The sequence below is a fragment of the Streptomyces sp. NPDC048636 genome (assembly GCF_040650655.1).
Lineage (GTDB): Bacteria > Actinomycetota > Actinomycetes > Streptomycetales > Streptomycetaceae > Streptomyces.
Genome location: NZ_JBEZHR010000002.1, coordinates 48,494 through 61,565 on the forward strand (window position 1 = coordinate 48,494; position 13,072 = coordinate 61,565).

The window sequence follows — 13,072 nt, forward strand, 5'->3', positions numbered from 1 at the left end:
CGCTCCCAAGCGTACGAGGGAATGGTCCGGACGGTTCGAGAGGAGAGAAGGGGAAATTCAGCCCTTGACGGCGCCCTGCATGATGCCGCCCACGATCTGTTTGCCGAAGAGGACGAAGGCGATCAGCAGTGGAAGGGTGCCGAGCAGCGCACCCGCCATGATCACCGACTGATCGGGGATATAGCCACGGCCCAGACCGGTCAGTGCCACCTGAACGGTCGGGTCGCCGTTCTGGGTGAGCGCGATGACCGGCCAGAAGAAGTCGTTCCACGCCTGGACGAAGGTGAGCATGCCCAGCACGGCCATGGCCGGACGCGCGGCCGGGAACACCACATGCCAGATGATCCGCAGACTGCTCGCCCCGTCCATCCGCGCCGCCTCGACCAGTTCGGACGGCAGCGCCTGAAGCAGGTACTGCCGCATGAAGAACACCCCGAAGGCGCTGACCAGGGTGGGGAGGATGACCGCCTGGAGCTGGTCGGTCCAGCGCAGTTCGGCGATGGTCATATACAGCGGCACCACACTCAGCTGCGGCGGCACCATCATCGTCCCGATGGTGAGCAGCAGCAGCGCGTTCTTGAACCGGAACCGCAGCTTGGCGAAGGCGAACCCGGCGATGGTCGAGAACAGCACGGTCCCGGCCGCGATCGTCCCCGCCACCACCGTCGTATTGAGCAGCGCCGTGCCCATATTGGCGTCGGTCCAGGCTATTTCCAGGTTCCTGGCGAGGTTCCCGCCGAACCAGAACGGTGGCGGGGTCTCCGCCAGCCGGGTGTTGCTGCGGGACGCCGCGACGGCCGTCCACACCAGCGGGAAGAGCGAGCCCGCGGTGAAGAGGATCAGCACGGCGTAGGTCACCGGTCCGCCGTGCAGCTGGCGCCCGGCCCGGCCGCGGCCCCGCGCGGCCGGGGGCGCGGAACGCGATGCGGACGCCGTCGCGGGGTCAGCCGCCGGACGGGACGGCACGGTGGCGGTCATGGCACTCCCTCGCCTTCCTCTTCGGCTTCGTCGGATGGGTCTTTGGTCTCGGCAGGGCCCGCCGCACGGCCCTCACCGGCTCTTCCGCAGCCGTCGCCCGATCAGCCCGTACACGGCGGCGATCAGCAGCAGGATGAGGAACATCGTCCAGGCGATGGCGGAGGCCCGGCCCAGGTGGAGATTGACCCAGCCCTGCTCGTACAGATAGAGGCCGAGCGTCTGGTACTGGTGGTCGGCGCCGCCGGTGGCCCCCGCCGCCCCGTTGAACAGCAGCGGTTCACCGAAGAGCTGGGTGGCGCCGATCGTCGAGACGACCACCGTGAACAGGATCGTGGGCCGCAGCGAGGGGATCGTGACATGGCGGAACTGCTGCCAGCGCGAGGCCCCGTCCAGCGCCGCCGACTCGTACAGATCGCTGGGCACGGCCTGCATCGCCGCCAGATAGATCAGCGCGTTGTACCCCGTCCAGCGCCAGATCACGATCGTGGAGACCGCGAACTGCGAGGTCCAGGAGCCGTTCTGCCAGTCGATCGCGTCGAACCCGACCAGTCCCAGGGCCCAGTTGATCATCCCGTAGTCCCGCCCGAAGAGCAGCACGAAGACCAGGGTCGCCGCCGCGACCGAGGTGGCGTACGGGGTGAGTACCGCGACCCGGAAGAACATCGAGCCGCGCAGCCGGTAGTTGAGCAGATGGGCGAGACCGAGCGCCATCAGCAGCTGCGGCACCGTGGAGATCACCCCGATGGTGAAGGTGTTCCGCAGCGCGTTCCAGAAGAACTCGTCCTCCCACAGCCGCGCGTAGTTGTGCGGCCCCGCCCACTCCATATGGGTGGGATCGGTGAGCTCCACCCGGTGCAGCGAGGCCCAGCCCGTGTACAGCAGCGGGAACAGTCCGAAGGCGGTGAAGAAGAGGAAGAACGGGGCGATGAAGGCGTACGGACTCCAGCGGATGTCCCGGCGGTGGCGGCGGCTGCGCCGGGCGCGGCGGCGCTCCTCGGCGGGAGCACGCGCCGCGGTGAGCGCCGTCACCGATCCAGGGCGTTGTCGATGGAGCGGACGGCGGCCTTCCAGCCCTCGTCCGCGGATTTGCCCTGCTGATCGACCTGGAGCAGTCCGACATCGGTGATGTTCTGGTGGATGAGCGAGTCCTTGGGGCCCAGCACCTGGGTGGGGATGCCCTCGGCCGCCGCGCTGAACAGGGCGCCGATCGGCGCGCCACCGAAGTACGGATGTTTGGCCCCGGCCACCTGCGGCAGCTCGTACGCGGCCCGGGAGCTGGGGAAGCTGCCCTGCTTCTCGAAGAGGGTGGCCTGCTGCTCGGGCGCGGTCAGCCAGGCGGCCAGCTTCACCGCCTCGTCCGTGTGGCTCCCGGCGCGGGGTACGGCGAGGAAGGAGCCGCCCCAGTTGCCGGGCCGGGGCGCGGCGGCCACGTCCCACTGGTCCTCGGCCTTGGGCCCGGCCTTCTCCTTGATATAGCCGAGCATCCACGGCGGACAGGAGACGGTGGCGAACCGGCCGTTGGCGTATGCCTGGTCCCAGGTCTTCTGGAACTGCTGGAGCCGGGCGGTCAGATTGCCCTTCGCCGCGGCCGTGGCGATGCGCCACGCCTCCTTGACCCCCGGGCTGTCCTGGTAGACGGGGTTGCCGCCGGTGTCGTAGTAGCGCTGGGCGCTGCTGGAGACCGCGGCGTTGTAGACCCCGGCCGCCGAGTCGACGAAGGCGGTGCCGCCCGGGGCGCTCTTCCTGTAGCGCTCCCCGGTGTCGAGGTACTTCTGCCAGTCGCCCGCCCACAGCTCGGCGACCTTCTTCCGGTCGGTGGGCAGTCCGGCCCGGCGGAAGAGGTCCTTGCGGTAGCAGATCGCCATGGGGCCGATATCGGTTCCGAGGCCGATCGTCCGGCCGTCCTTGGTAGTGGATTGCGCCCATTTCCAAGGAATGAAGCTGTCCTTCTTCACCCCCTTCGCCTTCGAAAGATCAATGAACTTGTCCGCCTGGGTGGTGGTGACCTCGTTGATGTTGGCCACTTCGACCGCCTGGATGTCGGCGAGTCCGCTGCCCGAGCCGAGGTGGGTGAGGAGCTGGGGGTAGTAGTTCTCGTTCCGCTCGATCGAGGTTTCCTTGATCCGGATATCCGGGTGGAGCTTCATATACGCGTCGTAGAGCCCGGCCTGCTTGTAGCCGAAGACGCCGAAGACCCCGACGGTCACGGTGGTTCTGCCGCTTCCGTCACCGCCTCCGGAGGCTCCGGCGGGGTCGTCGCCGTCGTCGGCGCAGCCGGTCAGCAGCCCGGCGCCGAGGGCCGCCGCGGCCAGCAGGGCCACCATCCGCCGCCGGTGCCCCACCGCTCTTCCTGAACACGTGCGCATTCCGTCCTCCTCGCACCCTGACGTACCGCTCCCGGCCAAGAGGCGGGCATACGTGGGACTTTGAGTTGCCTCGGCTCGGGCGGGGAACGTGCGGCTTGTGTATGGCTCAGGTAGTGTGGGAGCGCTCCCAGATTGATGTGTTGAAGGGTCGCGGCTCGCCGTGGGGGTGTCAAGAGATCGCGCGAAACAACGCTCCCAAACCACACTGATGTTGAATGTCCCTTCGCAGCCGCCCAGGCAGGGGGAGCTGCCGGGCACGTACGTACGGCTGGAGGCGCGACATGGCAGGAACGCGACGACGAGGGGCGGGGCGGGGACGGCCCACGCTGGAAGAGGTCGCGGTCCGCGCCGGAGTCGGCCGGGGCACCGTCTCGCGGGTGGTCAACGGCTCGCCGCGGGTCAGCGACCGTACCCGCGTCGCCGTGCAGCGGGCCGTCGCCGAACTGGGCTATGTGCCCAACCGGGTGGCCCGCGCCCTGGCCGCCAACCGGGCCGACGCGGTGGCCCTGGTGATACCCGAGCCCGAGACCAGACTCTTCGCCGAGCCCTACTTCTCCGACATCATCCGCGGCGTCGGCGCCGAACTCGCCGATACCGACCTCCAGTTGCTGCTCACCCTCATCCGCACCCCCAAGGAGCGCCAGCGCTTCGCGGACTATCTCGCCGCCCACCGGGTGGACGGGGTGCTGCTGGTCTCGGTCCACGCCGACGATCCGCTGCCGGACCTGCTGGGGCGGATAGAGATCCCCGCGGTGCTCAGCGGCCGCCGCTCGGCGCATGAGTCGGTGGCGTACGTGGACTCGGACAACACCGGTGGGGCACGGGGCGCGGTGGAACACCTCATCGCGCGCGGCCGCTCCACCATCGCCACCATCACCGGACCCCTGGACATGTATGCCGCGCAGTGCCGTCTGGACGGCTATCGCGCCGCGCTCCGGGCGGCGGGCCGGGCGGTGGATCCGGCGCTGGCCGTCGCCGCGGACTTCACCGAGGAGGGCGGCCGCCGCGCGATGCGCGATCTGCTGGACCGCGAACCCGGTCTGGACGCGGTCTTCGCGGCGTCGGACGTGATGGCCGCGGGCGCCCGGCAGGTGCTGCGCGAGGCGGGCCGCCGGGTGCCGGACGATGTCGCGCTGGTCGGCTTCGAGGACTCCGCCGTCGCCCGCCATATGGATCCGCCGCTCACCAGCGTCCGGCAGGCCACCGAGGAGATGGGGCGGGCGATGGTGCGGGTGCTGCTGGAGGAGATCGAGGGCGCGGCGGAACGTACGGCGGCGCGGCCGCAGTTGGTGCTGCCGACGCGGCTGGTGACGCGCTCCTCGTCCTGAGCGGGTTCAGCCCCGCGGGCCGGGGCTCGCCGCCGCGGCGACCGGGGCCGCGTCCGCCGGGGCCGCTGCGGCCACCGGGCTCGTGCCCGCCGTGTCCGTGTCCGCGTCGGCCGTTCCGCCGTCCCGCCGGGCCAACGCCGCCTCCAGCCGCTGGATATGACGGTGCTGGAGCCGGGCGGTGCGCTGGAGCGAGAGAACCGCCCGCAGGAACTGGTCCATATCGGCGGCCCGGGTGAGGATGTCGTCCGGCACCCGCGCGTCGTCCTGGCAGTCCGGCGGGGACGGGCCGAGCACCGCCTGCGCCCACGCCCGGGTGACCGGCTTGAACATCCGCGGATGGTTGGCCACGATCCGGGCCCGCACCGCGAGGTCGTTCTCCGCGGCCTCCACATGCAGCCCGTCGTCCTTGTTGCGCGCCCCGAAGAGCGGCTCGTGGAGATGGTGGGCGGTGAACCCGCGCTCGGCGCAGGCGATCCAGAAGTCCCAGTCCTCCCCGGCGCGCATCTCCTCGTCGTAGCCGCCCACCGCCTCCCACACCTCACGGCGGTAGAGCGAGCAGTAGAACATGATCAGCCGGCGCAGCAGCAGCCGCGGATCGTAGGCCGGGAGGGCCAGTACCTGCGAGGGGAGGTCCTGGTCGTCGGTGAAGGCGGAGACGTCGGTGGAGGCGATGGCGATGTCCGGATCGCCCTCCAGCACCGCGACGGTCTTCTCCAGCATGGTCGGGGCGATCACGTCATCGGCGTCCAGCGGCAGCACATAGCGGCCGGTGGAGACGGCGATCCCGGCGTTACGGGCGGCGGAGACCCCCGCGTTGGCCTGGCGCAGCAGCCGGATCCGGCGGCCGGGGTGGCGGGCGATGAGCGCCTCGGCCACCGCCGCGGTGTCATCGGGGCTGCCGTCGTCGACGACGATCAGCTCCCAGTCCTCGTAGCTCTGCGCCAGTACGCTCGCCACCGCCTGCGGCAGATAGCGGCCGTAGCCGTAGCAGGGGATCACCACGGAGACGGCCGGGCGCGGGGCGTGTTCGGCGTACTCGGTGGACGAGCCGGACGCGGCCCCCGGGAGGTGAGTCTCCAGGGGGCCGTGCCCGGTCGCGGTGGACGCCGTTCTCACAGGGCTCCGGCCGCGGTGGTGGACGGCGCCGAGATGTTGCTGCACCCGGGGCTGAACTTGATCGGCGCGATCACGACATTGGCCGCGCTGGAGGCGGAGTTGTCGCAGTGGTTCTGCTGGGTCACGGCCGCGTCGTCACCGAAGACATGGCTGAAGTTCAGACACTCGGTGGACCCGGTCACGCCGACGCAGGTGACACCGTTCTGGAGCGGGTCGGCCAGCGCGTGGCCGCCGACGAAGACCACCGCCCCTGCCGTCGCCGTCACCAGGGCGGCCGTTTTGCCGATGTTCATGAAAGCCTCCTCATGGACGCTCCGCGGGGGTACCCGCGGGCCTGTGTCCAACGACGGCCGCAGGGGTGGGCATCGAGAGAGCCGACGGCTTCACCTGTCCGGCGCAGCGGACGGCGACGGTGTCGCCGTGCGCCAGGGCGAGTTGCGGCGGGGCGCCGTCGTCCGCGTCCGCTCGTGGCGCGGTGTTTCGCCGTGCGGCGCGGCCAGTAGGGCTGGACCGGCATCGCGGTGTTGTCAGGGCGCGGGCCTCGGTAGTGGCAGGTCCGCCGTGGTCAGGGGCAGCCGCGTCGCCATCTCACGCGTCCGCTCCTCGTAGCCGTCGCCCGTCCACCGCTGGGCCGCCGCCTCGAAGAGGCGCGCGAGATGCGGCTCGTCGCAGGTGTTGGCCCCGTGGCAGACGTAGGTATAGAGCTCCGGGGCGTCCACGGACACCACGAGCCCGGCGCGGACCACCCCGAGCGCGACCGCCGAATCCTCACCGCGCCGCAGCGCGGGATAGCGCGGCATCCCCTCCCTGGCACAGAGCATGGAGTTCTCCCACACCCGCGCCCCGGAGAGGGCCAGAGTGCGGCGGGCGGGCCACCACAGCCGCTCCCGGGCGAGGAAGCAGGCGCTCGCGCCCAGTCCGGCGACCGCGGCGAGCTGCACCTCCAGCCGCTCCGGGTCGTACACATCGTCGTCGTCCCACTGGCACACATACGGCCCGGCGGCCAGCTCCACCGCCAGATTGCGCACCTCGCCCAGGGTGAGCCCCGGGCGCGGGGTGCGGTGGTGCCGGATCCGCGGGTCGGCGAGCGCGTCGAGGTGGCGGGCCAGGGTGTCGTCCGTGCCGTCGTCCACGACGACCAGCTCCGCGGGGGCGTGGGTCTGGGCGAGGAAGCACCGGACGGCGCGTGCGGCGAACCCCGGCCGGTCCTTGGTCACCATCAGACAGGACACCAGCGGTGGCGGGGTGTCCGACGTCCACCGTGCGCGCTGGGCGTCGAGGTCGAACTCACCGTTCGCGCCCGGCCGCGTCCGCTGGCTGGTCCAGTACCGGACCCTCCGCCACCGCCGGGAGATGATGTCCCGGTCCCTCCTGGTCCGCTCGCTCATCGGCGGGATTCCGCTCTGCTCGGGCATCCGCACAGTATGTCCGGGTGTGGCGGGGGAGCCGCCGCCGTGTCACCCGCCCGGCCCCCCGGGGCGCGCGGATCGCCCGTCTGGGGCGCCCGGGGTGCGGTGGTGGGCCGTCAGCCGCACGTTGGACGCATGACCGAGAGTGAGATCCCGCGTATCAACCGGCCGTCGATCGTGGTGCTCGGTGTCCAGCCGGGGGATCCCCCCTACCGGCTGGTGGAGGTGGCCGGTGAGCTGGCGGGCAAGGCCCACTCGGTCCTGGACGTGATCGAGATCGCCCGGGCGGTCGGGCTCGACGACGTCGATCTCGACGACCCCGATGTCGTCCGCTGGGTGGGCGGCGACAAGTTCACCTGGACCTCGTGGTGGCCCTATCACCCGCCGCCGCACGAGGAGGGCGAGCGGCACGGGAGGCGGCATGGCTGGCGCGGGCGGCACGAACGCCATGAGGACGCCGAGGACCCCGAGGGGCGGGCGCCCGACGGGACATCCGACTGACCGCCCCCTCGACCGTCCTCGACTGTCAACCGTCCGTTGACACCCCTCGGACTGTCAACCTATGGTTGACGTATGACGGAGCCAGTCGGCATGACGCGTCCCGTACGCCTCGACGACCTCATCGGGGCCATCAAGAAGGTCCACACCGACACCCTCGACCAGCTCACCGACGCGATGCTCGCCGCCGAACACCTCGGCGAGGTGGCCGACCATCTGATCGGCCACTTCGTGGACCAGGCGCGGCGCTCGGGCGCCTCCTGGACGGACATCGGCAAGAGCATGGGGGTCACCCGCCAGGCGGCCCAGAAGCGGTTCGTCCCCAAGGGCGCCGGTGATCTGTCCGCCCTCGACCCCGGCCAGGGCTTCGGCCGGTTCACCGCGCGCGCCCGGAACGTGGTGATGGCGGCCCAGAACGAGGCGCGCGCCGCCGCCAACGACGAGATCCGCCCCGCCCACCTCGTACTGGGCCTGCTGGCCGAACCCGAGGCCCTCGCCGCGAAGGCGCTCACCGCGCAGAAGCTGTCGGCGGACGCGGTCCGCGAGGCGGCCACCGCGGCCCTGCCCCCGGCCGCCGAGCCGGTCCCCGACCTCATCCCCTACGACGCGGCGGCGCGCAAGGTGCTGGAGCTGACGTTCCGCGAGGCGCTGCGGCTGGGCCACGACTACATCGGCACCGAGCACATCCTGCTCGCCCTGCTGGAGTTCGAGGACGGCGCGGGTCCGCTCACCGCCCTCGGCGCCGACAAGGCCGCCGCGTCGGAGCACATCGCCCACGCCGTAGCCGAAATCGCCGCCACCCGCGGCCGGGACTGACGCCCAGGAGGCGGGCGTTGGGGGTACGAGGAGGGCCCCCGTCCGCTCGCGCGGACGGGGGCCCTCCTCGTACAGGGTGAGTAACGGGACTCGAACCCGCGACATCCTGGACCACAACCAGGTGCTCTACCAGCTGAGCTATACCCACCATGACCGGCACTTTCCGTACCGGCCGAGAAAAAGTGTACAGGGTCGGCGGGGGTGCTCGCGCCCGGCTTTCGGGGAGCCGGGCGCGAGCGGTGGATCATGCCTCCCGGGCGGGCAGGACGTGCTTGGCCGCGAGCGACTTCGCCGTGTCCGAGTCCGGGCCGGGCTGGGGCACGAAAACCGCCTCCCGGTAGTAGCGCAGCTCGGCGATCGACTCATGGATGTCGGCCAGCGCGCGGTGGTTGCCGTTCTTCTTGGGGCTGTTGAAGTAGGCCCGCGGATACCAGCGGCGGGCCAGCTCCTTGATCGAGGAGACGTCGACGATCCGGTAGTGCAGATAGCTCTCGAGGGTGGGCATGTCCCGGAGCAGGAAGCCGCGGTCGGTGCCGACCGAGTTCCCGCACAGCGGAGCCTTGCCCGCCTCCGGGACGTGCTCGCGGATGTACGCCAGGACCCGGTCCTGAGCGTCCTCCAGCGAGGTGCCGCCGTCGAGCTCGGCGAGCAGGCCGGAGGCCGTGTGCATCTCACGCACCACCTCGGGCATGGTGGCCAGCGACTCGGCGGGCGGCCGGACAACGATGTCCACTCCCTCGCCCAGGATGTTCAGCTCGGAGTCCGTGACCAGCGCGGCCACCTCGATGAGCGCGTCGTCCGACAGCGAGAGCCCGGTCATCTCGCAGTCGATCCACACCATGCGATCGTTCATACGTCTCACCCTACGGGGCGTTCCCGCTGGCCGGGCAGGGTCGGGCGGCCCGGTGCACGTCCCGCCGCCTGCTCGGGCAGGCGTGGGGCGTACGCGTCCGACTCCGGCTTGCCCGGGTCCGTGCCGCCGTGCGGATGCGGAGGGTGATGGTGATGCGCCGCGGGGTGACCGAGGGGTGTGCCGGGGCGGCGCAGCGCCACGGCGTGCTCGCCCGAGCGCTGCTCGATCACCTCGGCCCGCTCCGGGCGGTCCATCCGCTCGCCCCGCTCCATCCGCTCCAGCCGGTCCGGCCGGTCCGCGGAACCGCTCTGCGGCCTGCGGGCGCGGTACGCGGCCCGGTACGCGGCCGGGGAGGACCCCAGCTGCCGCCGGAAGTGGCCGCGCAGGGCCACCGGGGAACGGAAGCCGCAGCGCCCGGCCACCTCGTCCACCGAATAGTCGGAGGTCTCCAGAAGGCGCTGTGCCTGGAGCACCCGCTGGGTGATCAACCACTGGAGTGGAGCGCTCCCAGTGAGGGACCGGAAACGCCGGTCGAAGGTGCGGCGGCTCATATACGCGCGCGCGGCCAGGGCCTCGACGTCGAACTGCTCATGCAAATGCTCAAGGGCCCATGCCACCACCTCGGCGAGCGGATCCGCGCCGATCTCCTCTGGTAAGGACCTGTCCAGGTAACGCTCCTGCCCTCCACCGCGGCGCGGCGGTACGACGAGGCGGCGGGCGAGGGCCCCCGCGGCGTCGGCGCCGTGGTCGGTGCGCACGATGTGCAGGCACAGGTCGATCCCGGCGGCGGTGCCCGCCGAGGTCAGTACATCGCCGTCGTCCACGAAGAGTTCGCGTGGATCCACATGGACGGACGGATAGCGCTTGGCGAGTGTCGGCGCGTACATCCAATGTGTGGTCGCCGGACGTCCGTCGAGCAGCCCGGCGGCCGCGAGTACGAAGGCCCCGGTGCACAGGCCCACGATCCGCGCGCCCTCCTCGTGCGCGCGGCGCAACGCGTCGAGCGCGGCGGCCGGTGGCGGCTGGGTGATCGACCGCCAGGCCGGTACGACGACGGTTCCGGCCCGGGACAGCGCCTCCAGGCCGTATGGTGCGGTCAGTTCCAGTCCGCCAGTCGTTCGCAGTGGCACATCTTCGCCCGCGCACACCAGAAGTCGGTAGCGAGGCACCCCGGCGTCCTGCCGGTCGATACCGAAGACGGAGAGCGGGATGGAGCTTTCGAAAATGGGGCCGCCGCTGAACAGCAGCACCGCGACGATTTCTCGTCGCCGGCGTCCGGAGAGCTTGCGCGAGGTCTCCGGTACGGTCGTGGAGTCCTGGCTCATGGCTCTAAGCCCCCCTCGGTGGTCGCGTCCTCTCGGTCCTGCACGTTTCCCCTCGGTCCTGAACGGTTCCCCCGCCGGTCATGGCCAAGATCGAATCTACTGTGTCGCGTGTGGTCGCCGTGACCAGTTCACCACCCGCCACTATGTCGACATGACAACTTGGCGCGAAGCATTCGATCACGAAGCGTTGCACTCGTAGCCCTCGCTGTGAAGTGCGCCTAGTGCGGACATCCACTTCGCGTAGGGGGTCAGATCCCCCCACGCCCCTTTCTACGCTGGCCTGAACGCGGTTGAGCACGGTGTTTGCCAAGGGAAGAACTGTGACGCGAAGTTGGCCGAAAATAGCCAGGTGTTGAGGTGGAAAAGCGTCATGCGCCCGGCGTACGACTCTCTCGTACTCCATCACCCGAGTGTGTACGCGGCGCTACGCAGCGCGCCCTCCGGGGGGTCCCGGGCGGGTCCTCAGCCGTGCCGGCCGCCGCGGTGGGCGCCGATACCGGTACGCCCGTGACGGCCCCGGTGGGGCGCTCCCGCGTCCGGGCCCAGCCGGGCCGCCACCCGCTCGGAATGACGCAGCAGGGCGCGGCTGACGGCGGTTACCGCCGCCAGGCCCGCGGCGGCGGCGAGCGCCGCGCCGAAGGGCAGTCCGCACACCAGGAGGACGAGCGGAACCACCGCGCAGCTGAAGGACGCCCAGCGGATCACCTCGTTCACCGTCCCGTCCGCCGGGGCCGCCCCGGGCGCGCCCTGCGGGAGGGCCGGTGGGGGCGCCGGGGGGAGGGCGGTCGGGGCCGCCGCCCGCCGGGGGGCGGGGATGGCGGGGGGCCGCGCGACGGTCCTGGGGCGGCGCCGCGACCGGCGGCGTGAGGCCGCACGTGAGGCCGCGCGGGAGGCGGCGCGCGAGGTGGTCGCCGAGGTGGTGCCGGGGGCCGCGCCGGGGGTGCTGCCATGGGCGTCGCGGGCGCGGGGGACGGGCACGGGCGGGGGGCTCCTCTCAGGCCGCTGACGGGCACCGGCGGAGCCGGACCCGGGCGTCCGGGCGGGCCACCGGCCCGGTGGCGTCCGGTCGCGGCTACTACAACGCCGGGCCCGTCCGCAGGTCACTGCGTGGCAGCCGCACGGTGTACGCGAGGGGACCGTGAGGCACCAGGGGGGACCACTTGGGGCATTGCGTATCGGGCCGGGCTCCGGCATGCTCCGGTGAATGCTTCGGGCGCTCCGCTGCCGAAGCGGCCCCTGGGCAGGCGAGGAATGGCGCCGTACCCTTAGGGGTAAGGGCTTGGATAGATGAATCCCGGACGGATTTGGTTCGTTCGCTCCGTCCCCGAGCTCCAGCGGAGCTCCGTCCCCCGACAACTCCGACCCGAGCCCCCGCCGATTCCCTCCGCACGAGGACATCCTTCGCCGAGACACCGATGGCCGGTCACGAAATCCCCGAACCCGCGGACCGCAAGCGGGTCGCCGATCACACGGCGCACCCCGAAGCGGCGGAAGAAACACGTCATTCCTGCGATCCGGCGTTCCACCACGGTGTTGTGGTGGGCTTCGACGGTTCCACCTCCAGTGAGCGCGCCCTCGCGTACGCGATCGGGATGGCCCGGCGCTCAGGCTCCGGCCTGATCATCGTCCACGTCGCCAACCGGCTGCCGACGACGGTGTGGGCGGGCTGTGAGCCCCCGGTCTTCGTCGATGTCCCCGATCACCGCACCGAGGTGCTGGGGCTCGAGCTGGCCTGCGCCGACCACCTCTCCGAGGTGCCCTGGATCCTCGTCGAGCGGGGCGGGGACATCTGCCACGAGCTGGAGGAAGTCGGCCGGGAGTACGAGGCCGACGCCATCGTGGTCGGCTCCACCCACGGTCTGGTGGGGCGGATCTTCGGCTCGGTGGCCGGGCGGCTCGCGCGGCGGGCGCAGCGGCCCGTCGTGGTCATCCCCTGAGCGTCGCCTGACGGGCGGTCGGGCACCACTTGACGATCGCCGGAATCCCGCTGGATCTCGCTTGAGCCCTGGTCGGTCCTTCCTTGGGCTCTACGTGAGCCCGCCTCGAACGTTCCCGGGCCGACGTACGTCCATCCCTCGCCGTTCCCCGTCCCGGTTCCGGCCCGTTTCCTTTCCCTCGCCCCAAACCGCCGTCCTGGCCGGGCGATTGGTCGTGCGCCGGGAATCGGACACCCCCAACACGCCGTGACCGCAGGTGAGATGGCGTCAAGTTCATCTTGACAGTCGATAAATCTACCGGCGCGTAGGGGTGGGTTGTGCGCTTGTGAGGGGTACGTACGCATCATTCGCGCTGTCGCGCGGGAAGTGACGGTTCCCGCGGGGCGGCCGCCGCCGGCGGAAGGGCGACGCCGGCCAAAGGGAGGCGGCCCCCGCGTGTGTGGTGG

Annotated in this window: 12 protein-coding genes, 1 tRNA gene and 1 pseudogene; 4 read left to right on the forward strand and 10 right to left on the reverse strand. The window is 71.3% G+C overall.

The features are described 5' to 3' along the window. Positions 1-57: 57 nt before the first annotated feature. The 3 genes from AB0C66_RS06110 to AB0C66_RS06120 form a co-directional block, all read right to left on the reverse strand. Positions 58-978 (reverse strand): carbohydrate ABC transporter permease, encoded by a 921-nt coding sequence (locus AB0C66_RS06110; RefSeq protein WP_362433522.1) that lies wholly within the window; start codon positions 976-978, stop codon positions 58-60. Between the two features lie 72 nt (positions 979-1,050). Further along, positions 1,051-2,007: a sugar ABC transporter permease gene (locus tag AB0C66_RS06115; protein ID WP_362433524.1), complete on the reverse strand. Its 957-nt coding sequence runs from the start codon at positions 2,005-2,007 to the stop codon at positions 1,051-1,053. Next, entirely contained in the window at positions 2,004-3,344 is a 1,341-nt protein-coding gene (locus tag AB0C66_RS06120; protein ID WP_362433526.1) for an extracellular solute-binding protein, read from the reverse strand. The genes AB0C66_RS06115 and AB0C66_RS06120 overlap by 4 nt, the downstream gene beginning before the upstream one ends. Positions 3,345-3,625: 281 nt before the next feature. On the opposite strand from AB0C66_RS06120, the gene AB0C66_RS06125 reads away from it, so the two are divergent. Beyond that, positions 3,626-4,672 (forward strand): LacI family DNA-binding transcriptional regulator, encoded by a 1,047-nt coding sequence (locus AB0C66_RS06125; RefSeq protein ID WP_362433529.1) that lies wholly within the window; start codon positions 3,626-3,628, stop codon positions 4,670-4,672. Between the two features lie 6 nt (positions 4,673-4,678). On the opposite strand, the gene AB0C66_RS06130 is transcribed toward AB0C66_RS06125, so the two are convergent. The 3 genes from AB0C66_RS06130 to AB0C66_RS06140 form a co-directional block, all read right to left on the reverse strand. After that, entirely contained in the window at positions 4,679-5,788 is a 1,110-nt protein-coding gene (locus AB0C66_RS06130; RefSeq protein WP_362433531.1) for a glycosyltransferase family A protein, read from the reverse strand. Further along, a complete protein-coding gene (locus tag AB0C66_RS06135; RefSeq protein ID WP_362433534.1) occupies positions 5,785-6,081 on the reverse strand; it encodes a hypothetical protein in 297 nt (98 codons plus the stop codon). Before AB0C66_RS06135 ends, AB0C66_RS06130 begins: the two co-directional genes overlap by 4 nt. Positions 6,082-6,315: 234 nt before the next feature. Further along, positions 6,316-7,203: a glycosyltransferase family A protein gene (locus AB0C66_RS06140; RefSeq protein WP_362433536.1), complete on the reverse strand. Its 888-nt coding sequence runs from the start codon at positions 7,201-7,203 to the stop codon at positions 6,316-6,318. A gap of 129 nt (positions 7,204-7,332) precedes the next feature. Here AB0C66_RS06140 and AB0C66_RS06145 point away from each other — a divergent pair. After that, positions 7,333-7,563 (forward strand): annotated as a pseudogene (locus AB0C66_RS06145) (hypothetical protein); the annotation flags it as partial. Between the two features lie 207 nt (positions 7,564-7,770). Beyond that, positions 7,771-8,511, forward strand: coding sequence for a Clp protease N-terminal domain-containing protein (locus tag AB0C66_RS06150; protein ID WP_362433538.1), 741 nt, complete (start codon positions 7,771-7,773; stop codon positions 8,509-8,511). Between the two features lie 75 nt (positions 8,512-8,586). Here the strand turns inward: AB0C66_RS06150 and AB0C66_RS06155 are convergent. From AB0C66_RS06155 to AB0C66_RS06170, 4 genes are all read right to left on the reverse strand, one after another. Continuing rightward, a tRNA-His gene (locus tag AB0C66_RS06155) sits at positions 8,587-8,659 on the reverse strand. A gap of 96 nt (positions 8,660-8,755) precedes the next feature. After that, positions 8,756-9,364 (reverse strand): oligoribonuclease, encoded by a 609-nt coding sequence (gene orn, locus AB0C66_RS06160; RefSeq protein ID WP_362433540.1) that lies wholly within the window; start codon positions 9,362-9,364, stop codon positions 8,756-8,758. Positions 9,365-9,369: 5 nt separating this feature from the next. Continuing rightward, positions 9,370-10,689 carry a helix-turn-helix domain-containing protein gene (locus AB0C66_RS06165; RefSeq protein ID WP_362433542.1) on the reverse strand — a complete coding sequence of 440 codons (1,320 nt, stop codon included), beginning with the start codon at positions 10,687-10,689 and terminating at the stop codon, positions 9,370-9,372. Between the two features lie 462 nt (positions 10,690-11,151). Beyond that, positions 11,152-11,667, reverse strand: coding sequence for a hypothetical protein (locus AB0C66_RS06170; protein ID WP_362433545.1), 516 nt, complete (start codon positions 11,665-11,667; stop codon positions 11,152-11,154). A gap of 437 nt (positions 11,668-12,104) precedes the next feature. Here AB0C66_RS06170 and AB0C66_RS06175 point away from each other — a divergent pair, with 437 nt between their 5' ends. Then, positions 12,105-12,626 carry a universal stress protein gene (locus tag AB0C66_RS06175; protein WP_362433547.1) on the forward strand — a complete coding sequence of 174 codons (522 nt, stop codon included), beginning with the start codon at positions 12,105-12,107 and terminating at the stop codon, positions 12,624-12,626. Positions 12,627-13,072: the final 446 nt, after the last annotated feature.

What these genes read in the sequence shown, in the direction of transcription:
- AB0C66_RS06110 (WP_362433522.1), bottom strand. Translation starts at nt 978, where the DNA reads ATGACCGCCACCGTGCCGTCCCGTCCGGCGGCTGACCCCGCGACGGCG.
- AB0C66_RS06120 (WP_362433526.1), bottom strand. Translation starts at nt 3,344, where the DNA reads ATGCGCACGTGTTCAGGAAGAGCGGTGGGGCACCGGCGGCGGATGGTG.
- AB0C66_RS06125 (WP_362433529.1), top strand. Translation starts at nt 3,626, where the DNA reads ATGGCAGGAACGCGACGACGAGGGGCGGGGCGGGGACGGCCCACGCTG.
- AB0C66_RS06135 (WP_362433534.1), bottom strand. Translation starts at nt 6,081, where the DNA reads ATGAACATCGGCAAAACGGCCGCCCTGGTGACGGCGACGGCAGGGGCG.
- AB0C66_RS06140 (WP_362433536.1), bottom strand. Translation starts at nt 7,203, where the DNA reads ATGCCCGAGCAGAGCGGAATCCCGCCGATGAGCGAGCGGACCAGGAGG.
- AB0C66_RS06150 (WP_362433538.1), top strand. Translation starts at nt 7,771, where the DNA reads ATGACGGAGCCAGTCGGCATGACGCGTCCCGTACGCCTCGACGACCTC.
- orn (WP_362433540.1), bottom strand. Translation starts at nt 9,364, where the DNA reads ATGAACGATCGCATGGTGTGGATCGACTGCGAGATGACCGGGCTCTCG.
- AB0C66_RS06165 (WP_362433542.1), bottom strand. Translation starts at nt 10,689, where the DNA reads ATGAGCCAGGACTCCACGACCGTACCGGAGACCTCGCGCAAGCTCTCC.
- AB0C66_RS06175 (WP_362433547.1), top strand. Translation starts at nt 12,105, where the DNA reads ATGGCCGGTCACGAAATCCCCGAACCCGCGGACCGCAAGCGGGTCGCC.